The organism is Desulfovibrio aminophilus DSM 12254 (assembly GCF_000422565.1).
In the GTDB taxonomy this organism is placed as follows: domain Bacteria; phylum Desulfobacterota; class Desulfovibrionia; order Desulfovibrionales; family Desulfovibrionaceae; genus Aminidesulfovibrio; species Aminidesulfovibrio aminophilus.
On sequence record NZ_AUMA01000007.1, the window covers coordinates 101752 to 122198 of the forward strand.

Annotated in this window: 18 protein-coding genes; 5 read left to right on the forward strand and 13 right to left on the reverse strand. The window is 67.3% G+C overall.

Translation table 11 applies throughout. From position 1 onward, the window contains the following. Nucleotides 1–35: 35 nt before the first annotated feature. A complete protein-coding gene (locus tag H587_RS0104090; protein ID WP_027175184.1) occupies nt 36–284 on the reverse strand; it encodes a hypothetical protein in 249 nt (82 codons plus the stop codon). Nucleotides 285–479: 195 nt separating this feature from the next. Between H587_RS0104090 and H587_RS0104095 the strand changes: the two genes are divergently transcribed. Together H587_RS0104095 and H587_RS0104100 are read left to right on the forward strand one after the other, a co-directional pair. Beyond that, a complete protein-coding gene (locus H587_RS0104095) occupies nt 480–704 on the forward strand; it encodes a hypothetical protein (protein ID WP_027175185.1) in 225 nt (74 codons plus the stop codon). Then, complete coding sequence (locus H587_RS0104100) at nt 701–1117, forward strand: secondary thiamine-phosphate synthase enzyme YjbQ (RefSeq protein ID WP_027175186.1); 417 nt, start codon at nt 701–703, stop codon at nt 1115–1117. Before H587_RS0104095 ends, H587_RS0104100 begins: the two co-directional genes overlap by 4 nt. Here the strand turns inward: H587_RS0104100 and H587_RS0104105 are convergent. Together H587_RS0104105 and H587_RS17195 are read right to left on the reverse strand one after the other, a co-directional pair. Next, nucleotides 1104–2249, reverse strand: a complete 1146-nt coding sequence (locus H587_RS0104105; RefSeq protein ID WP_027175187.1) for a YibE/F family protein — start codon at nt 2247–2249, stop codon at nt 1104–1106. The genes H587_RS0104100 and H587_RS0104105 overlap by 14 nt on opposite strands. A 57-nt stretch (nt 2250–2306) precedes the next feature. After that, on the reverse strand, nt 2307–3812 hold the full coding sequence (locus H587_RS17195) for an alkaline phosphatase (RefSeq protein ID WP_034608537.1): 1506 nt from the start codon (nt 3810–3812) through the stop codon (nt 2307–2309). Nucleotides 3813–3986: 174 nt separating this feature from the next. Between H587_RS17195 and nagZ the strand changes: the two genes are divergently transcribed. Next, nucleotides 3987–5075: a beta-N-acetylhexosaminidase gene (nagZ, locus tag H587_RS0104115; RefSeq protein ID WP_245560819.1), complete on the forward strand. Its 1089-nt coding sequence runs from the start codon at nt 3987–3989 to the stop codon at nt 5073–5075. A gap of 53 nt (nt 5076–5128) precedes the next feature. Here nagZ and H587_RS0104120 read toward each other — a convergent pair whose 3' ends face one another. Beyond that, nucleotides 5129–6472: a TrpB-like pyridoxal phosphate-dependent enzyme gene (locus tag H587_RS0104120; protein WP_027175189.1), complete on the reverse strand. Its 1344-nt coding sequence runs from the start codon at nt 6470–6472 to the stop codon at nt 5129–5131. Nucleotides 6473–6769: 297 nt separating this feature from the next. On the opposite strand from H587_RS0104120, the gene icd reads away from it, so the two are divergent. After that, nucleotides 6770–7927 (forward strand): NADP-dependent isocitrate dehydrogenase, encoded by a 1158-nt coding sequence (icd, locus tag H587_RS0104125; protein WP_034608538.1) that lies wholly within the window; start codon nt 6770–6772, stop codon nt 7925–7927. A gap of 57 nt (nt 7928–7984) precedes the next feature. On the opposite strand, the gene H587_RS0104130 is transcribed toward icd, so the two are convergent. The 8 genes from H587_RS0104130 to cbiR form a co-directional block, all read right to left on the reverse strand. Then, nucleotides 7985–8662 (reverse strand): response regulator transcription factor, encoded by a 678-nt coding sequence (locus tag H587_RS0104130; RefSeq protein ID WP_027175191.1) that lies wholly within the window; start codon nt 8660–8662, stop codon nt 7985–7987. Continuing rightward, on the reverse strand, nt 8631–9803 hold the full coding sequence (locus H587_RS17200) for a sensor histidine kinase (RefSeq protein ID WP_034608539.1): 1173 nt from the start codon (nt 9801–9803) through the stop codon (nt 8631–8633). Before H587_RS17200 ends, H587_RS0104130 begins: the two co-directional genes overlap by 32 nt. Before the next feature lie 133 nt (nt 9804–9936). Further along, nucleotides 9937–11574, reverse strand: a complete 1638-nt coding sequence (locus H587_RS0104140) for a glutamate synthase-related protein (protein WP_027175192.1) — start codon at nt 11572–11574, stop codon at nt 9937–9939. Between the two features lie 72 nt (nt 11575–11646). Beyond that, nucleotides 11647–11832, reverse strand: coding sequence for a hypothetical protein (locus H587_RS0104145; RefSeq protein WP_027175193.1), 186 nt, complete (start codon nt 11830–11832; stop codon nt 11647–11649). Nucleotides 11833–12118: 286 nt separating this feature from the next. Continuing rightward, a complete protein-coding gene (locus H587_RS0104150; RefSeq protein WP_027175194.1) occupies nt 12119–14749 on the reverse strand; it encodes a DNA polymerase I in 2631 nt (876 codons plus the stop codon). 3 nt (nt 14750–14752) lie between these two features. Further along, nucleotides 14753–15748 carry a DHH family phosphoesterase gene (locus H587_RS0104155; RefSeq protein WP_027175195.1) on the reverse strand — a complete coding sequence of 332 codons (996 nt, stop codon included), beginning with the start codon at nt 15746–15748 and terminating at the stop codon, nt 14753–14755. Next, nucleotides 15723–16253 (reverse strand): bifunctional adenosylcobinamide kinase/adenosylcobinamide-phosphate guanylyltransferase, encoded by a 531-nt coding sequence (locus H587_RS0104160; RefSeq protein ID WP_027175196.1) that lies wholly within the window; start codon nt 16251–16253, stop codon nt 15723–15725. The genes H587_RS0104155 and H587_RS0104160 overlap by 26 nt, the downstream gene beginning before the upstream one ends. Further along, complete coding sequence (cbiR, locus tag H587_RS17205) at nt 16250–17104, reverse strand: cobamide remodeling phosphodiesterase CbiR (RefSeq protein ID WP_051202432.1); 855 nt, start codon at nt 17102–17104, stop codon at nt 16250–16252. Before cbiR ends, H587_RS0104160 begins: the two co-directional genes overlap by 4 nt. Before the next feature lie 50 nt (nt 17105–17154). On the opposite strand from cbiR, the gene H587_RS20785 reads away from it, so the two are divergent. Then, nucleotides 17155–17301 carry a hypothetical protein gene (locus tag H587_RS20785; protein WP_169432746.1) on the forward strand — a complete coding sequence of 49 codons (147 nt, stop codon included), beginning with the start codon at nt 17155–17157 and terminating at the stop codon, nt 17299–17301. On the opposite strand, the gene H587_RS0104175 is transcribed toward H587_RS20785, so the two are convergent. Then, nucleotides 17298–20396: a UvrD-helicase domain-containing protein gene (locus H587_RS0104175; RefSeq protein WP_027175197.1), complete on the reverse strand. Its 3099-nt coding sequence runs from the start codon at nt 20394–20396 to the stop codon at nt 17298–17300. The two genes, H587_RS20785 and H587_RS0104175, sit on opposite strands and share 4 nt — an antisense overlap. Nucleotides 20397–20447: the final 51 nt, after the last annotated feature.

A 20447-nucleotide genomic window follows, 5' to 3' on the forward strand; every position in this document is an offset into this window, starting at 1 on the left:
CAGTGTAAGGGAAAAGCCCCCGGCCTGGAAAGGCGTTATTCCTTCTCGCGCCTGATGACCCAGGCGCGCCAGGGGTTGAGCGGGGCGCAGCAGCCCCGGCCCTGGCGCAGTTCGGTCAGGTCCACTCCGGGATGGGAAGAATACAGCAGGAGGCAGAAATAGCGGCCCTCGGCCTCGTCCCAGAAGAGTTCCGGGCAGCGCGGCAGATAGCCGTGCAGGCTGTGGGATACGCCGCACTGGGCGTCCAGGCAGCACCAGCCGCAGCCCACGCAGAGCAGGCTCATGGGAAGGGGAGCGCGGACGACATTCGGGGCACGCCGGATCCTCGCGGCTGGACGTTGCCCCGGAACGGATGAAGCGGGGCGGAAAGCGGCCCGAGCATACGCCCGGGGGACGGGAAGGCAAGCGGAATCGGCCCTCGCCGGGCTTGGCAGCCTTGGCGGCCTCTGCTAGCGTGCGGAAAAGACAGGGGGAATCCCATGCAGCAGGCCTGGATCGCGAGCGCCTTGGAGTGGGCGGGCTTTTTCGGTATCACCCTGGGCGTCATCCTGGTGATCAAACATTTCACCCTGGACACCCGCCTGGGCGACATGGCCCGGCATGCCACCATCCGCTGGGTGCGGCTGGGGGCCTATGTCCTTCTTCTCGTGCTTGGGCTCGTGGCCCAGCACCTGGCCCGGGTGCTGACCGGAGGCCCGTCGTGAAGTCCCATCGCCAGGAGCTCTGGTTCAATGTTCCGTCCCGGCGCGGCTTCCTGAACATCACGCCCGAGGTGGAGGCGAGCCTGGCCGAGAGCGGCATCCGCGAGGGCATCTGCCTGGTGAACGCCATGCACATCACGGCCAGCGTGTTCATCAACGACGACGAGTCCGGCCTGCACCACGACTACGAGGTCTGGCTGGAGAAGCTCGCCCCGCACGAGCCCGTGGGCGGCTATCGCCACAACGTGGGCGAGGACAACGCCGACGCGCACATGAAGCGCCAGATCATGGGCCGCGAGGTGGTGGTGGCGGTCACGGACGGCCGCCTGGACCTGGGCCCCTGGGAGCAGATATTCTACGGCGAGTTCGACGGCCGCCGGAGAAAGCGGGTGCTGGTGAAGATCATTGGGGAGTAGCGACCCGCTTCCGGCGCGTGAACACCGCCGCGCCGATGAGGGCCGTGAAGGGCGCGGTGGCCACCAGCCCGAACGATCCAACCAGGGTGTTGAAGACCTCGGCCGCCACGTAGTTCAGGTTGAACAGGTTGGCCATGGGCACGCCCTGGGCCATGAAGACCATGAGCAGGGTCATGTAGCCCCCGGAATAGGCCAGCAGGAGCGTGGTGGTCATGGTCCCGGTCACGGCCCGGCCCACGGCGAAGCCCGAGCGCAGCGCCTCCCCGAATTTCAAATCCGGTTTCTTTTGCAGCACTTCGTTTTGCGAGGCGGCCACGTCCATGGCCAGGTCCATGACCGCGCCCGTGGCGGCCAGGCAGATGCCGGCCAGGAAGATGCGGGTCAGGTCCAGGTGGCCGAAGCCGGTGTAGAGCAGGGTCTCGGAGAAGGGCTTCACCGCGCCGTTGAGATGGAAGGACGGGGCCAGGAGCAGGGCTGTGGCCCCGGTGGTCAGAAAGCCCGTGAGCGCCCCCAGGAAGGCCGCCAGACTCTTGCGCGAGAGCCCGCCCACCAGGAAGATCACCGCCGCCGTGATGGCCGTGGTCAGGGCCAGCCCGATCCAGACCGGGTCCAGGCCGCGCAGCATGGCCGGGATGAACAGTTTCCAGATGGCCAAGGCCGTGAACAGGAACGAGAGCAGGGCCCGGGCTCCGGTGAACCCGGCGAAGAGCACGAGGAGCCCGGCGAAGAGCGCGAACAGGAGCGCCTCCACGCCCAGACGATAGTGGTCCTGGGGGTTGACCCGGGAGATTCCGCCCTCCGGCGTGGTGGTGATCACGGCCAGGGCCGTGTCCCCGGGCTGGAAATACTTGTCCATCTCCAGTTTGCCCAGGAGCTGGTTGTCGCCCTCCACCACCTGGCCTTGGAACGGCCCTTCCAGCAGGCGCATGGTCAGGGTCTGCCAGCCGGTCTTGAGCACGCCGAAGCGCAGCACGCGGGAGTCGTCCACGGTCAGGATTTCGGCCTTGGCGCGCACGGCTGTGGGATCGCCGCGGTCCTCGAAGCCCGTGGGCAGGAACCAGAGGATGGCGGTCAGCACGAGAAACACGAGCGAGAGCCAGATGTCGCGGCGCAGGCGGGAACGGTCGGGCATGGGGATTCCGTGGAGAAGGCCGGGGCGGCATTTCCGCCGCCCCGGGTTCGCGGTGGGCTAGTTTCCGGCCAGAGGCGTGGGTGTGGCGTCGAAACCCATGGCCGCGGCCAGTTTCTTGAAGATGTCGGTGTTGTCGTAATACCCGGCGAAGAGCCTGCCGCCGGGGCCCTGAGCCGCCGTGGCCACGGGCACGCCGGTGTGCGAGTAAGTGGTCCAGCCCAGGCCCGCCTTCTGGTTCAGGAGGTGGGTCACGGTCACGGTGAGCGGGTCGTAGCCGCCGTAGAGCAGGTAGCCCTGCTCGTCCTTGGAGGCCTCCTTCTCGCCGACCAGGCTGCGCTGGAAGGCCTCGCGGAGCTGGGCCGCCTCGTAGTCCTTGAGCACGAGGCGGTCGGCCTTGGGATCGCCCGCGAACTTGAGCCCGAAGTGTCGGGTGATGAGCGGCTGCACGTCCTCGAAGCGGGCGGCGGCCCCGTGGGAGGCGAGGAACGGGGCGAGCACCTCGTCCCTGAAGGCCTGGAAGGAAGTCTGCTGGCCGTCGAGCACGGTGAAGAAGTTTTCGTACTTGGTGCCCGCGAAGCCCACGGTCAGGCCGCCGGTCTCATGGTCGCCGGTGACCACGATGAGCGTGTCCTTGGGGTGGGTCTCGGCGAATGTCCGGGCCTCGGCGACGGCCGCGTCGAGGGCCATGAGGTCGGCCAGGGTGGTGGCGGCGTCGTTGGCGTGGCAGGACCAGTCGATCTTGCCTCCCTCGACCATCATGAAGAACCCCTTGGGGTTGTCCAGGAGCCGGATGCCCTTGGCCGTGAACTCGGCCAGGGCGACGTCCGGGGCCTTCGCGTCGATGGCGTAGGGCATGGCCTCCTCATCGGGCAGGCGTTTGTTCATGGCCAGGACTTTGCCGGACTTGGGCCCGAGAGCCTCGAAGCCCGCGCGGTCAGCTACCACGGTGTAGCCCGCCTTCTTCACGGCCTCGACGACGTTGCCCTGGGGAGCCTTGGACTTCTTGCCGTCGGGGTCCAGGAAGCCGCCGCCCGCGAAGTAGTCGAAGCCGCTCTTGGCCAACTCGTGACCTATTTCATGGTAGGAGCGGCGTGATTCCTGGTGGGCGTAGAAAGCTCCCGGGGTCGCGTGGTCCAGTGACACGCTGGTGACGATACCGACCTTCATGCCCTTGGCCTTGGCCAGCGAGGCGATGCTCCGGTAAGGTTTCTTCCGGTCGTCCACACCCAGGCCCGCGTTGTAGGTCTTGACGCCGCAGGCCATGGCCGTGGCAGCGGCCGCCGAATCGGTGATGGGGGATTCGGCGGAATAGGTCGTGGTGATGCCCTGGTAGGGCATGGAGGTCATGACCAGATTGTTTCCGCCCACCGTGCCCTCCTTGGCGGCGAGGTAGTACTGGGCCGCGCTGATCTGCGGCAGGCCCATGCCGTCGCCGATGAAGAGGAAGACATACTTGGGCTTGCGCTCGGGAGCGTCGGCGGCCGGAGCGGGTCCGGCCAGGAAGGAGCACAGGACCAGGACGGCCAGCAGGGCGACCGTCGGGCCCGACAGGGGGGATTTCATTGCCGTTGACCTCCAGAAAAGTGTTGAAGTTCTGGAAAACCCCGCAGAGTATTATGGAAGTCGGTGACGGTCGTTTGCCGGTCCCGTGACGGTTTCGCGCCGACCCGATGTCTCAAGGAATGGAGGCGGTTCATGCGGTTTTCTTCTTCGGCGAGAGCGGCGGTCCTGTCCGTCATGTCGCTCTGCCTGTGGTTGTCGTTCCTGGCCGTTCCCGCGCTGGCCGGTCCCCCGGCCGACCTGGAGCACATGGCCGGACAGATGCTCCTGGTGGGCTTTCGGGGACTGGAAATTTCCGGCGACGACCCCATCGCCCGCGACGTGGCCCTTGGCCGCGTGGGTGGGGTGGTGCTTTTCGACTTCGATGTACTGCTCAAGCAACCGGGGCGCAACATCAAGAATCCCGAGCAGGTGCGGCGGCTCACGGCCGCACTCAAGACCCTGGCCCCGCTGCCGTTGATCGTGGCAGTGGACCAGGAGGGCGGCCGGGTGCAGCGCTTCAAGGCCCGCGACGGCTTCGCGGACACGCCCTCGGCCGCCGAGATGGGATCCTGGAACGATCCGGGCCGGGTGCGGGGCGCGGCCGAGGCTCTCGGGGACATGCTCCGGGGACTGGGGGTGAACATGGACTTCGCCCCCTGCGTGGACGTGAACGTCAATCCCAAGAGCCCGGCCATCGGCGCGCTGGGCCGAAGCTTTTCCTCCGACCCGGAGCGGGTGGCGCTCAACGCCGAGGCCTTTCTCCGGGGTCTGGCCGACGCCGGGGTGCTCTCCTGTCTGAAGCATTTTCCGGGGCACGGCAGCGCGACCTCGGACAGCCACCTGGGCTTCACCGACGTGAGCGTCACCTGGCGCGAGGCGGAACTGACGCCCTACCGCCTCCTGCTGGCCCGCGACCGGGTGGACATGGTCATGACCGCGCACGTCTTCAATTCCAACCTGGACCCGGATTACCCGGCCAGCCTCTCGCGCCGGATCACGACCGACCTTCTGCGCGGGGAACTGGGCTTCACCGGAGTGATCGTCACCGACGATCTCCAGATGCGCGCCGTGACCGGGAAATACGACCTGGAGACCACGGTGCGGCTGGCCCTGGACGCCGGGGCCGATATCCTGCTCTTCGGCAACAACCTGGCCTACGACCCGGATCTCCCGACCAAGGCCCAGGCGGTCATCGTGAAACTGGTCCGCGACGGCGTGATCCCCGAGAGCCGGGTGCGGGAGTCCTACGAGCGGATCATGGTCTTGAAAAATAAGTTGCAATAGCAACCATAAGCGAAGCGAAAAGGCCGGACGGGATTCCGCCCGGCCTTTCCATTTCAGACTGTCGGGCAGTCCTTGAGCGCGCTGTCGATGTCCTCCTGGGGCAGCTCGAAATTGGTCAGCTCGCCCTTGAGGAAGGCGTCGTAGGAGGCCAGGTCGAGCAGGCCGTGGCCGGAGTAGAGGAAGGCGATGACCGAGCCGGGCTTGGCCGTCTTGGCCAGGTCGATGGCCGCCTTGATGGCGTGTGAGGTTTCCGGCGCGGGCAGGTAGCCCTCCGTGGAGAGGAAGAGCTTGGCCGCCTCGAAACACTCGTTCTGGTAGTAGGCCCGGGCGTCCACCAGGCCTTCGGCGTGCAGGTTGCAGACGATGGGCGCGTCGCCGTGGTAGCGCAGGCCGCCCGCGTGGATCGGCGCGGGCATGAAGGCGTGGCCCAGGGTGTGCATCTTCATCAGGGGAGTGAGCCGGGCCACGTCGCCGTAGTCGTAGCGGTAGGCGCCGCGCGTGAGCGAGGGGCAGGCCTTGGGCTCGGCGGCCACGAAGGTGATGTCCTCGCCCTGGAGCTTCTGCGGCAGGAAGGGCAGGACGAAGCCGCCGAAGTTGCTGCCTCCGCCCACGCAGCCCACCAGATAGTCCGGCTTCTCCCCTGCCATGGCCAACTGCTTCCGCGTCTCCAGGCCGACCACGGACTGGTGCAGGAGCACGTGGTTCAGCACGCTGCCCAGGGTGTACTTGGTGTCCTCGTGGGTGGCCGCGTCCTCCACGGCCTCGGAGATGGCCAGGCCGAGGCTGCCTTTGCAGCCCGGATCCCTGGCCAGCATGGCCCGGCCCGAGTTGGTGCGGTCCGAGGGCGAGGGGAAGACCTCGCCGCCGTACATGCGCATGAGGATCTGCCTGTAGGGCTTCATCTCGTAGCTGACCTTGACCATGTACACGGTGCAGGTCATGCCGAGCATGTTGCAGGCGAAGGACAGGGCCGTGCCCCACTGGCCCGCGCCGGTTTCGGTGGACAGGCGCTTCACGCCCTCGATCTTGTTGAAGTAGACCTGGGGCACGGAGGTGTTCGTCTTGTGCGAACCGGCCGGGGAGACCGACTCGTCCTTGTAGTAGATGCGGCACTTGGTGCCGATGGCCTGCTCCAGCCGCCGGGCGCGTTTGAGCGGCGTGGGGCGGAAGAGACGATAGATGTCCAACACCGGCTCGGGGATGTCGATGAGCCGCTTGGGACTCATTTCCTGTTCGATGAGCGCGTTGGGGAAGATGACCGAGAGCTGCTCCGGGGTGATGGGCTGCTTGGTCTGCGGGTCCAGCGGCGGGGCCAGCGGCGTGGGCAGGTCGGGCAGGGCGTTGTACCACTGCCGGGGCATGTCGCTGAGGGGCAGGATGATGCGGTCGTCAGTCACGGCGGATTCCTCCTCGTGTTTCGCCGCCGCCTCCAGCGCCGCCCTCTCCTCTGTCGAGGATGCGAAAGGGCCGCGGACTGGAAGCCCGCGGCCCTTGAATCGTTCAAGTCAGCGCTTGCGGCTTCAGTTCCTCTGCCGCCAACGCCACCAATAGCCGTTCGTGTTCATGCTCTGCGCCTTGTTCATGGAACCCCCATAGCGCGGGTCGGGGGCTCCGTCAAGATGGTCGCCGCGCTTCAGCCCCTTGCCTTCGGCCCGGCGACCGGCTATCGGTCGGGAAATTTTCTCCGAGGAGGCATGAGCGTGGCCGAGAAGACAGTCTATTTCATCGAGGGCGACGGCATCGGGCCGGAAGTCTGGAAGGCGGCCCGTCCGGTCCTGGACGCGGCCGTGGCCAAGGCCGGTGGCGGCCGCAAGCTGGTCTGGAAGGAGCTTCTGGCCGGTGAGAAGGCCTTTCGGGAGACGGGGCGGCACCTGCCCGAGGCCACCATGGAGGCCCTCAAGACCGCCGAACTGGCCATGAAGGGCCCCTTGGGCACCCCGGTGGGCAAGGGCTTCCGCAGCCTGAACGTGACCCTGCGCCAAGTCTTCGACCTCTACGCCTGCATTCGACCCATCCGGTATTTCCAGGGCATCGAATCGCCGGTGAAACGGCCCGATCTGGTGGACATCGTCGTTTTTCGCGAGAACACCGAGGACGTCTACGCGGGCATCGAATGGGCTGCCGGTACGCCCGAGGCCAAGAAACTCATCGCCTTCCTGCGTGACGAGATGGGCGCCAACGTGGACGAGGCCGCCGGCGTGGGCATCAAGCCCATGACCGAGAAGGGCTCCAAACGTCTGGTGGAGAAGGCCCTGCGTTTCGCCGTGGAGCAGAAGAAGCCCAACGTGACCCTGGTGCACAAGGGCAACATCATGAAGTACACCGAGGGCGCGTTCCGGGCCTGGGGCTACGACCTAGCCCGGGAGAAGTTCGGGGACGTGACCATGACCGAGGCCGAGGCCGCCGAAGGCGGAAAGAAGCCCATCGTGGTCAAGGACCGCATCGCCGACGCCATGTTCCAGGAAGTGCTCATCCGGCCCGAGCAGTACAGCGTCGTCGCGACCACCAATCTGAACGGCGACTACATCTCCGACGCCCTGGCCGCCCAGGTGGGCGGGCTCGGTCTGGCCCCCGGCGTGAACATGAGCGAGAAGCTGGCCTTCTTCGAGGCCACCCACGGCACGGCCCCGGGCATCGCGGGCCAGGACAAGGCCAACCCCGGCAGCCTGCTGCTCTCCGGAACCATGCTCCTGGAGCACGTGGGCTGGCACGACGCGGCCGCGCTCATCCACAAAAGCGTGGAGAAGGCCATCGCGGCCAAGCGCGTGACCGTGGACCTGGCCTCCCAGATCCCCGGCGCGACCGCCGTGGGCTGCGCGGAATTCGGCGAGATCCTGCTGAAGAACCTGTAGCGGACATTCTCCGGCGTGGTTTCTGGGGCCGCCGCCTGGACAAGGCGGTGGCCCTTTTCAGTCCGCGTCCTCGTCCAGCTCGATGAGTCCCAGGCGCGCGGCGTGGCGCACGAAGGCCAGTGGGCTCTTGATGCCGAGCTTGTTCATGATGGCGTAACGGTGGTTCTCGACGGTCTTGCGGGTGATGAAGAGCTTGGCCGCGATCTCCTGGGGCTCCAGGCCCTCGGCCAGCAGACGCATGACCTGCTGTTCGCGGAAGGAGAGGCTGCCGTAGGAGGCGTCCACGGTGCGGGCCTTGCGCGTGGAGAGGTCGTTGAGCTTGCGCACGACCTTGGGCGAGAGGGTGCTGTCCAGGTATTGGCCCCCGGCGGCCACGCCCTCGATGGCCTGGAGGATGCGGTCGGCGCCGGACTCCTTGGCCACGTAACCGTCGGCTCCGGCCTGGAAGGCCGCCGCGATGAAGTCGATCTTGGAGTGCATGCTGACGATGACCATGCCGATTTCCGGCAGGAGCCGCCGCAGTTCCCGGGCCAGCTCGATGCCGCTGCCGTCGGGCAGGGAAATGTCCAACAGGGCCAGGTCCGGCTTGAGCTTCTTGGCCAGGCGCACGCCCTCCTGGAAGGTTCCGGCTTCGCCGGCGGTTTCGAAGCCCGCGTGGCGTCCCAGGAGGGCCTTCAGGCCGTCGCGGTAGAGCGGGTGGTCGTCAACGATCAGGATTCGTTTTTTGGCCGCCACGCGTCCTCCTCAGGCCGGGCACTTCCACCAGGATGCGCATGCCCGCGCCGGGCTTGGTGCGGAAGGTGATCTTCCCCCCCAGCAGCCGGGCGCGTTCGCGCATGCTCCACAGCCCCATGCGTTTCTCCCGGCCCGCCTTGGCCAGACATTTCTCCAGATCCGCGCCGCGTCCGTCGTCCTCGATGCGCAGGATGAGGTTCGGATAGGAGGCCAGCAGGCGGATGCGCACCGCGCTGGCTGCGGCGTGCTTGCGGGTGTTGGAGAGGGCCTCCTGGATGAGCCGGTAGACGTTGATCTGGGTGTCGAAGTCCATGCCCACGCCTTCCAGACCGTCGGCGAAGACGTCCACGGCGATGCCGTTGCGTTGGGAGAATTCCTCGCAGTGGCGCAGCACGGTGTCCACCAAACCCAGTTCCGTGAGTCCCGGCGGCAGCAGCCCGTAAGCCAGGTCGCGGATGGCGGCGATGGCCGCTCCCAGGCGTTCAGTCACCTCGGCGGCCTGGGGCGCGTTGTTTTCCGCCGGGGGTTGGGCGGTCCAGATGCGTTCCAAGCCGGTCTTCACCAGCGAAAGATCCTGGGCCAGGTGGTCGTGCAGCTCGCGGGCGATGCGCTGGCGTTCGTTCTCCTGGGCCTTGATCAGCTCGCGTGAGAGGGCGCGCATCTGCTCCTCCACGCGGCGGCGTTCGATGATCCGGCCGATCAGGTCGGCCACGGCGTCGATGAGGCGGCGTTCCTCCTGGAGGAACGGGCCCTCGCCGCAGTCCGGGCGCGGCTCCAGATAGCGGACTTCGACCTCTCCGGCCGTTTCGCCTTGAATCTGAATGGGGCTGGCCTGTCGTGCCCCGGATTGGCGATAGCCGGTGGTGGCGTATCGTTGCCCGTCGATGGTCACGGCCGCGCAGGCGATCTCCGGATACTGCCAGGAGACGCGCACCAGCTCGGCGGTTTCGCGCAGCAGGGCGTCCTGGGGCAGGCCGTTCTGCTGCGCCAGCCGGGTGATGCCGTAGAGGCAGTCCAGTTCCTTGACCCGCTCGAGCAGGGCCCATTCGATGCGCTGTCTGTCGGCGGACGGCGCGGGGTCCGGGCGGAGTTCGTCGGGATCGCGCGGCAGGTCTTCGCGGCTATCGGGCATGTTGCTCATGGACAGGTTCCTCGGCGGGGTTCCGGGCGAAATCTCATTTCGTCTAGCACAGCTCGGCCCGACCCGCCAGGGCCGCCCCGGGCATGAAAAAAGGCCCCGCCTTGCGGGGCGGGGCCTTTTCGTTGCGCTTCGATCAGCAGGAGAGGATCTTGCGGGCCGTCTCGTCCTGCACTTCGGTGATGAAGGGCACGCCCGTCTCCCGCGCGGTCTCGCGGTTGGCCGAGGCGATGTCCTCGCGGCGGATGTCGGAGACGGAGAACTTCCGCACTCCGGCCAGGAGCTGCTGGAGTCCGGCGCCGAGTTTGTCGGCCAGGGTCCAGGCGGCGATGGCGCCGTAGGGCACCTTTTTGATCTCCTTGGCGCCGATCTTTTTCTTCAGGCTGGAGTAGCCGGCGAAGATCTGCTCGGGGCTCTCGCCCAGATCCTTGATGTGCTTGGGCAGGGTTTCCCAGTTGCCATGCACCTTCTCTCTGCGCTCGGGATGCAGCGCACCCTCGATGTTCGAGCCCAGGAAGCCGGGGATCATCAGCGCCCGGCCCATGCACACGAACTTGACGAAGGGCGCGCCCAGGGCCAGGGCCTTGAAGATGTGGTCCTCGCGGGCCAGGCTTCCGGCGAAGGAGAGATCCACGACCTTCTTGCCGCGGGAGGCCAGGAGAGACGCGTATTCGTAGGCCTTGGAGTGGAGCAGGATGGACGGCACGCCCCAGGTCTCCATCATGTTCCAGGGGCTCATGCCGGTGCCGCCGCCGGAACCGTCGATGGTCAGCAGGTCGAGCCCGGCGTCGGAGGCGTAGCGGATGGCCATGGCCAGGGCCTCCATGCCGTAGGAGCCGGTCTTGAGGGAGATGCGTCCGAAGCCGAGCTTGCGCAGGTAGTCCACCGTGGACATGAAGTTTTCGCGCACGGCTTCGGCCGAGTCGAGGTCGGTGTAGCCCAGGCGGCTGTGGCGGGCGAATCCCTTGATGCCTCCGGCGGCGAAGGCGTCGCGCACCTCGGGCCGTTCGGGGTCGGGGTCCACGAGATAGCCGCGCTTCTTGAGGAACAGGGCGTAGTCCAGGTTGTTCACCTCGATCTCGCCGCCGATGTTCTTGGCTCCCTGGCCCCACTTCAGCTCGATGATCACCTTGTCGCCGAATTTGTCCACCACGTATTCGGCCACACCGTTGCGGGCGTCCTCCACGTTGAGCTGGACGATGATCGCGCCGTAGCCGTCATGGTAGCGCATGTAGGTCTCGATGCGGCGATCCAGTTCAGGGGACTGCTTGATCTTGCCCTTGGTCATCTTGGAGTCGCGGTCGATACCGGCAACGTTCTCGCCGACCACGATGGGAATGCCCACCAGGGCGCAGCCCACGGCGAAGGAATCCCAATACTTTGCGGCCACGAAGGTGGAGCCGAGAGCCCCGGTCATGAGCGGCAGGCGGGCCTTGGTCTTGATCTCGTTGCCGAAGGAGCTCTCCAGGTCCACGTTGGTGAACAGGCAATGGTCCGGATTGTTGGTGTGACCGTTGGTCAGGCCGCGTGCGCCGTAGTTGTAGCCCTGGATGCGCAGGGCGTTGTAGTTCACGCCCAGGTGGGTGGTGTTGGCGCTGCCGGCCGTGACCAAGCCGAAGTCGCGGGGGTAGAGCATCTGGCGGCCCCGCAGGCAGGAAGCCCAGGTCTCGCATCGGCCCGCGCAGTCGGCGCGGCAGAGGGTGCACAGCCCGGATTCAGCGGCGTTGCCGCGGTTCGTGGTGCCCAGAACGTCGTTGCTTTTGGTCCATTGCATGTGTTTCCCACTCCCTCGGTGGCTGAAAATGTCCCGTGATCGGGAAAAACCATCCAAAAAAAGGCCGCGAACTCAAGCGTCCGCGGCCATCATGTCCTTGATCGTCTTCAAGTCTTGGCGCAGGGCGCGCACCATGGCCTCCAGGGATCGCACCGACTCGCGGAGCTGGCGCAGTTCCGTATGCACGGACTCGTCGCGCCACCTGGCCTTCTTTTCCTCCAGAAACGTCCGTTGCGCGTATTCGGCGTCGGCAGGCATGCACTCCCCCTCGTGTTGGCGCGAACTCTCCCGCCCAGGCCCATCGGGCAGCCCGGCCGGACGGTTTCGTGTTCGTCGCGGATGGTGTCGGGTGATGCGCGCGTCCCGGCCGGGCTCCCGACCGGCGGAGGGACGGCAACGACATTGGCCTATTCCGGGAGTCGGCTCCTGTCGATAGGTGCCTTGCCTGTTTTTCTGGGGGAATAATGGGACATTTTTGGGTGGATTCCCCAAAAAATGGGTGGATCACCCATACTGGTGGAGAGAAGCCGGGGAAGGCCTGGAATCAATGGGCTTCGGCCCAGGTGCGCCCCGTTCCCAGGTCGACCTTGAGCGGCGCGTCCAACCTGGCCACGTTCTGCATGATCCGGCGCAAGCGCGTTCCGGCGGCCTCGATGTTCACGGCTGGAGCCTCCAGGACCAGTTCGTCGTGGATCTGGAGGATGAGGCGGGCGTTCAGGGCGCGCAGTTCCTGATCGGCGGCCACGGCCAGCATGGCCATCTTGATGATGTCCGCAGCGCTGCCCTGGATCACGGTGTTGATGGCTTGGCGGCGGGCCTGAGAGGCCAGTTGCTGGTTGCGCGAGCCCAGCTCGGGCAGCAGCCTGCGGCGGCCCGCCAGGGTGGTCACGAAGCCGTTGCGTCCGGCCTCCTCCACCAGATTCTCGTAGAAGTCGCGCAGGGTGGTCAGGCGGGCGAAGTAGCGCTCGATGAATTCCTTGGCCTGGTTCATGGAGATGGACAGTTCGCGGGCCAGCTTCTGGGGGCCCATGCCGTAGATCAGGCCGAAGTTGATGGTCTTGGCGTTGCGGCGCTCGTCCGGGGTCACCTGGGCGGGCTCCTTGTCGAAGAGGATGGCCGCCGTGCGGGCGTGGATGTCCTCGTCGCGGGCGAAGGCCTCGATCAGGTTGCGGTCCTTGGAGAAGTGCGCCAGCACGCGCAGCTCCACCTGGGAGTAGTCGGCCGAGGCCAGGAGGTTGCCCGTCCCGGCGGTGAAGCAGGCGCGCATGCGCTGGCCCTGGGGGCCGCGCACGGGGATGTTCTGGAGGTTCGGCCCGGAGCTGGAGAGCCGCCCGGTGGCCGTGGCCAGCTGGTTGAAATGGGTGTGGATGCGCCCGTCCTCCCCGGCCAGCCTGGGCAGGGGTTCCAGGTAGGTGGAGCGCAGCTTCTCCAGCATGCGGAACTCCAGGATGGCGTCCACGATGGGATGCTGCCCGGCGAGGCGCTCCAGCACGTCGTTGGAGGTGGACAGGGCCCCGCCCGGGGTCTTGCCCGCGGGCTTGAGCCCGAGTTTCTGGAAGAGCACCACCGCCGTCTGCGGCGAGGACCGCACGTTGAAGGATTCCCCGGCCAGCTCCAGGATGCGGGCGGTGAGCGCCTCGATCTGACCGCCCACCTCGTCCAGAAAGCCGGAGAAGGCCTTGCGGTCGATGGCGATGCCCGCGCGCTCCATGTCCACCAGCACGGGCACCAGGGGCAGCTCCAGGGTCCGCATGAGCCGGTCCAGCCCGGCCGCCTCCAGGCGTGGTGCCGTGTTGCGTCGGAAGGCCAGGGCCGCCAGCCCCTGGGACTCGGGGTGGATTTCCTCGGCCTGGACGTCCTGGTTCAGGGATTGGCGCAGGCGTTCCCAGGAATAGTTGCGGTCCTCGGGATTGAGCAGATAGGCCGCCAGGGAGCAGTCGAACCAAGCGGCCAGGGGAACGGCGCGCCAGGCGTCGTCGGCACGCAGCAGATCCTGGAGTCCGGGAACGGCCAGACTCCTGGCCCGGGACAGGATCGGGGCCAGCTCGGCGGCCGGGCCGGGGCAGAAGTATTCGTGACCGTCCAGCCCCAGGCGGAAGCCGCCTTCCACGGGCACGAGGCCCAGGTGTTTGCCGGTGCAGGAAGGCAGGGCCTTGGGCGCGCGCTCGGGCACGTCCAGGGGCGGCCCGGCGGGCTTGGGCGCGGGGGCGTCGAAGAGGGAAAACTGCTGCTGCCTCGGCTTTCCGGGCTTGGCCTGCTCCTCCGGCAAGGGTACCGCCGCCGGAGGGATGCCGTCGGTCCGGGGCAGGTCGCGGAGCATGCTGCGGAATTCGTATTCCCGCAGGAAGTCGGCGAAGGCGCCCAGGTCGGCCGGTTTCGGGGCCAGATCCTCCAGGCGCGTCCCGGGCAGGACGTCGGTCTTCATGCGGGTCAGTTCGCGGTAGAGGAAGAGGTCGTCCAGGCGCCCGTCGACCTTGGCGCGCAGCTTTTCCGGCAGCTCCGCCAGGTGGGCGCGCAGGGCTTCCAGGCTGGGAAAGTCGGCCAGGAGCTTGAGGGCCGTCTTGGGGCCCACGCCCGGCAGCCCGGGGATGTTGTCCGTGCTGTCGCCGGTGAGGGCCTGGAAGTCGGCCCATTGGCCCGGAGTCAGTCCGGTTTCGGCCAGCAGGTCGGCCCGGGTGGTGACCTTGTCCTGCTTGGACGCCGGATCCCAGAGAACCACGTTCTCGTCCAGGCACTGCTTGAGATCCTTGTCCGAGGCCACGATGACCACCGGCCGCCGGTCCTTGAAGGCGGCGGCCAAGCTGGCGATGCAGTCGTCGGCCTCCACGCCGTCGGACACGGCCGGGGTCAGCCCCATGAGCTCCACGGCCCGCAGCAGGGGCGCGATCTGTTTCGCCAGGGGCTCCGGCATCTTGGGCCGGTTGGCCTTGTAGGCCGGGAACAGCTCGTGGCGGAAGGTGGGTTTGGGACCGTCCAGGAAAAAACCGACATATTTCGGCTTCTCCTCGCGCAGCAGACGCAGGAGCACGCGCAGCACGCCGTAGAGGGCGTTGGTGGGGAAGCCGTCGGAACGCTTGAGGTCCGGGTTGGCGTGGTAGCTGCGGTGCAGGAAGGACGAGCCGTCGATGAGAAAGACGGGGTCCGTGTCCAGGCGCAGGCGTTCCTTGATCGACATGGGCTAGATGCGCTGCACGTTCTGGGTTTTGCCGCGGCTGAGCTTCTTGACGATGAAGCTCTCGGGATCCTTGCCGTCCAGGGCCGCCTGGTCGAATTCGGCCCGGGCCGCGCCCTTGTGGCCTCCGGCCGAGCCGATTTCGCCGAAGAGGGAGGCCGCCATCTTGCCCATGTCGCGGCGTACGCCGTCGCCCCGGAAGATGGCCACGATCTTGTCGTTGTACTCGCCGGAAACCGCGTTCCAGGACACGCCGTAGACCCGGGTGAAGAAGTCGGCCACGATGACCAGGATGTCCGGGTTCTCCACCTTGCCCATGTGGGCGTAGAGGCCTTGGCCGATGCGTCGGAGGTTGTAGAAGGCCCGGGAGAAGTAGCGCATCCAGTCCAGCAGGAAGTCGCTGCGGGCGATGCGGTTCAGGATGGCCGGGTCGGCGTGCTTGGTCAGGTATTTGAAGGCCGTGACGTCGGCGTCGATGAACGAGCGCTCGAACCCCGCTGAGTCGGCCTTGATGGCATAGAGCAGCGCCGTGGCCAGGAGCTTGGGCGGCCGGATGTGCAGGTTGTAGAGGTATTCCGTGAGCATGGTGGCCGTGGCCCCGTATTTCGGGCGGATGTCCACGAAGGGGGCGTTCACGGGCTTGTCTGGGAGAATGGGGTGGTGGTCGATGACGATGGAGAATTGGAACTGGTCGAAGGCCGGATTGTGGTGGGGCTGGGAGTCCACCATGGCGAACTTGTCGTACTGCGCCGCTAGGTTGGGAATGATCTTGCGCGTGGGGATGCGCAGGAAGCGGATCATGGAGAGGTTGTCCGGCCGCTTGATCTCGTTGATGTGGCCGATGCCCACGTCCAGGACACGCCGCTTGAAGATGTGCCGCAAGGCCAGCGCCGCACCCAGGGCGTCCGGGTCGGCGTTGATGACGATGAGCCAGCGCTGATCCTTGTTGAGCAGGGCCAGCATTTGGCTGATCTGTTCATCGAGCTGTCGGAAGAGGGCCATTTTCCGCCTTTTTCAGAGTCAGGGGCAGCCCGGCCACGGTGATGTGGACCGTGTCGGCCAGCGCCGCCACCTTCTGGTTCAGGCCGCCCAGCTCGCGCACGAAGGCTCTCGCCTCCGGGCTGGCGGGCAAGGGGCCGAGACCGATCTCGCAGGAGACCAGGATGAGATTCCCCCCGTGCCATCCGTCCAGGGCTTCGAGAAAGGCCGGAACCCGATCCAGGCCCTCCTCGCGGCAGGCGAACAGCCAGAAATCCAGGCTGTCCACCAGAACGGACGGATGTTCGCTTCTAGCCCGGATCATGCGCTCAGGCAAGTCCGTTCCGACCTCGATGACCGGGATCTCCGGGTCGCGGGACTCCCGGTGGGCCAGGATCTGCCGCCGGAAACCCAGGTCGCGGGCCCGTCCCGTGGCCAGCAGCAGGCCGGAACCGTTGATGTTCTTCATCAAGTCCAGGGCAAAGGCGGACTTGCCCGATTTGTTGCCGCCGAGAATCAGGGTGATCATTCCGTGCGCGACCAGAGCCCGACGCAGCGCGCCAGGAAATCCAGCGAATTCTGGAGTTTGGGTGCATCAAACAGCTCCAGGAGCAGGGTGCCTCCCGGAGCGAAACGGGCCAGCAGCCGCTGGAGCGTCTCCCGCCCAGCAGCGTCCAGGCGGGCCAGACTTTCGTGGCGGCCGCCCGGGCCGGGCGCGCAGAGATGCAGGAGTCGCGCCCGGGTCCAGAATCCCGGCAGATCCGGGATGGAGGCCTGACCATACGCCAGGAGGTGCCCGAGGTCCAGGCAGGCCGAGAAACCGGCCCCGGCAGCCTCTTCCCATACCTCGGAGAGGCAGCGCTCACGGGTGTTCTCCAGGAGCACGTCCCCGGGCGGAACCCCGGCGTCCGCGAAGGCCCGGGCCAGCCGCTCCAGAGAGACGCCCGGCGGGGGCGGATGCAGGACGTAGGCCCAGGGGGACAGCTCGGCGACCTTGTCCAGCAGCCCGGCGAGATCGGCCCAGACGGGCTCGAAGCCGCGCTCCCAGGCCAGGTCCAGGGGGAGGTGCACGTGGTAGGAGAGCTCCGGGAACTCTCCGGGCCGGGGCAGGTCGTCGGGGCCGTACTCCAGGCAGGCCCGGGTCTCGAAGAGGAGTAGGGCCACCTCGGGGAAAAACTTGCGCAGCCATGCGCAATTCTCGCGCGCCGTGCCCGGAATGACGAAGGAGGGCGCGGCCACGGTCCAGGGCGGGGAGGACAGGCCGCGGCGGGCGAAGGCCTCGGCCGTCGAACAAGCGACACCAAGGGCGGCAGGGTTTTCCGGGTCGCCCGGCGGGCTCCCGGAACGGCTGGAGCCGGTTCCTGTTTTCAGTTCAGGCATGACGGTTGCATTGTTCCGGGCGCCGGGGACATTCCGGCAAGGAGCGCGTCATGGACGCCATCAAAAGACATCTGCAACACCTGCTCAACCCCCTGCATCTCTTCTGCCGCCTGCGCCAGGCCGGGGTTTCCGGAGCCCTGGCCCTGCGTCTCTGCCGGGTCTACGAGATCGGCCTGTACAAGGTCTTTTTGGGCTAGTCGAACAGGGTCATCTGTTTTTCCTTCTTCACGGTGTGGGCCGCCATCTGGGAGCGGGTCATGCCCTCGGCGGGCAGCTCCCGCAGGAAGCGCGAGGGCGGCAGCCGCAAGGTCCGGCCGTAGAGTGTGCGCTGCGCCGCGTGGCTTAGATAGAGGCCGCGGCGGGCGCGGGTCAGGCCCACGTAGAGCAGGCGGCGCTCCTCGGCCGCGTCCGGCAGGTTCTCGGGCGCGGTGATCTTGCCGGTGAGCATGTCCGTTCCGGCGAAGGGCAGGATGCCGTCCTCCAGGGCGGGCAGGAACACGGCCTCGAATTCCAGCCCCTTGGCCGCGTGGATGCTCATGATCTGGACCTTCTCCGCCGAGCGCCGGACGTTCTCCAGTTCGCTCTGGAGGTGCACCCAGTTGATGAGCCCGCCCCAGCCGCCGCGCAGGGAGAACTCCTTGCGCAGTTCGCGGAAGGCTCGTGACTGCCAGAAGAACTGGTCGAAGGGCGGCGTCTCCTGGAGGAAGGTGGCCAGCCCGTCCGGGCCCAGGGTCAGGATGCGTTCCGGCAGATCCGGGCATTCGCCCTCGAAACCGCAGGCCATGCCCAGAGCCCGGCCCACGGAGCCGAGGATGGCGGCCACGCGCGGCTCGTTCCAGAAGGCCTCGGCCTCGGGCGCGGCGCAGGGCACGCCGAAGCGGTTCAGGGTGTTCTCCAAGGCCGGGATGAGCCCCCGGAAGCGCACCAGCACGGCGATGTCCCCCGGAGCCAGGCCGCCTTCGCCGCCGTCGGCCAGGCTGTGGCTGGTGGGCCCGAGCAGCCCCTTGATGCGTTCGGCCAGCCAAGCCGCCTCCCTTGGGGCGTCCGGGGCCTGGAAAAGATGGATGCGGCAAGGGGCGTCGCGTCGGGCCAGCAGTCGGGGCGTGTCCGGGAACAGGGGCCGGGCGCAGTCCAGCACGGCCTGGCCCGAGCGGTAGTTTTCGGTGAGCGTGATCTCCGTGATCCCGGGCCAGAGCGCCGCCAGTTCGGCCCGCACGTCGCCCACCGCGCCCCGGAAGCCGTAAATCGACTGGTTGGGATCGCCGATGGCGAAGAAGCCCTTGCCCTCGGCCCCGGCCAGAGCCGTGACCACGGCCAGTTGCAGGGGCGTGAGATCCTGGATCTCGTCCACCAGCACGTGGGAATATGGCGAGACGAAGCTCGCGGACTGGAACTGCTGGAGCTGGAATTCCAGGAGATCACCGTAGTCGGCCTGGTTCCAGGAATCCTTGCGCCGGGCGTAGCGGGCCCCGGCCTCGGCCAGGTCGGCGGGCAAGGGCTTGAGGCTTTCGCGGGCCAGACAGTAGCGGTCGAAGGCTTGCCCCCCCCGGCCCTCGGCCAGTTCCGGGTTGACCTCCAGGAAGATGCGCCGGGCCGTGGCGTCGTCCAGGACCACCGGGGCCTCGCCGTGGACGTGCTTCCAGTATTCGTAGCCGTGGGCGTGCAGGGTTCCGGCCTGGGGCAGGGGCGCGCCCTCCTCGCTCTCCAGGCCCAGGAGCCGGAGCAGGCGTTCCTTGAGTTCGCGGGCCGCCCGGCGGGTGAAGGTCAGGGCCAGGATGCGCCGGGGGTTCTCGCCCTCGTCCAGGAGCCGTTCCACGCGGCCCATGAGGGTCTGGGTCTTGCCCGTGCCGGGGCCGGCCAACACGAGCACCGGCCCGGGACCGGCGGCGATGGCCTGCTTCTGGGCATCGTTGAAGGACGCCTCCAGGGACGGCTCCGTGACCACGGGCGCGGGCGCGGGCTCGGGCAGGTCGCGGGCCTTGGCCTTGCGCGGCACGGTCTTCACCAGGCGGCCGCCGTGGCGGAACTCCCGGCGCTCGACATCGGTGAAGACGCGGATGACCCCATACTCGCCGTCATATCCCGGCGTGCGCAGAACCTTGCCCTCGCGCATGCGGGCCACGCCCTCGGCCAGGGTCGGGGAGTGGGTCTTGATATCCTCCACGTCGGCCTTGACGAGCACGTTCAGCTCCGAGCCGAAGTCGCGGATGAGCTTGAGGTAGAATTCGTTGACCTTCTTGGTGGCCGGCCCGGCGTCCAGGATTTCGCCGACGAGTTCCTTGAGCGGGATGAGCGAGGTGAAGCCCGGGGCGTTTTGGGGCTGCCGCGGGGCCTCGCGGTCGGCCAGTTCGCGCACCCGCGAGAGCACGCCGAGGGTCACGGGTTTGCCGCAGACCGGGCAGACGCCATGGCGTGAGCGGGTTTCCTCGGGCTCCATGACGACCTTGCAGTTGCGGTGGCCGTCCAGGTGGTACTTGCCCTCCTCGGGGAAGAACTCCACCGTGCCCAGGAATTTCTGGCCCAGGCCCTCGCCGCGCAGGGCCCGGTAGATGCCTTCGTAGGATATTTCTCCCCGGAAGATGTTGCACTCCCGGCCGAGCTTCTCGCCCGAGTGGGCGTCGGAGTTGGAGATGAGCCGGATGCGATCCAGGGCGCTCCACTGCCAGTTCATCTCCGGGTCCGAGGACAGGCCCGTCTCCATGGCGAAGATTTCGCCCGAGAGATCCTCGAAGCAGGCCTCGATGGAGTTGAAGCCGGACTTGGAGCCGAAGAGCGAGAACCAGGGCGTCCAGATGTGCGCGGGGACCACGAAGCCCAGGGGGTGGGTGGCGAGGACCATTTCCAGGAGGTTGCGGCTGTCCAGCCCCAGGATGGGGCGGCCGTCGCTCTTCAGGTTGCCCACCTGGCCGAGCTTCTCGTTGAAGGCCCGCACCGCGTCGAGGGAGGGCAGGAAGACCAGGTTGTGGACTTTGCGGACCTTTCCGGCCTTTTTGTAGATGGAGCTGATCTCGGCCTGGAACATGAAGCGGGTCTGCCCAGGCGGCAGGGCGTCCAGGCCCGGAACCAGGGCGTCCAGCCCAGCCGGATCCTTGAGGACCAGGAGGCCGCTGCCGTCCTCCTTGAGCGTCTCCTCGATCTCGGCCAGCCAGCCGGGGTGGGTGAAGTCCCCGGTGCCGAGCACGGTGAGCCCCTTGACCCGGCCCCAGGCGGCCAGGGAGCGGATGGACAACTCCTTGCTGGTGGCCCGCGAGAAGCGGGAGTGGATGTGGAGGTCGGCGGCGAATCGTTCCATGAGGGCCTCCCCGGGGCGGCTCGCGTCTTTGGGATGTGGCTTAGGTTCTAG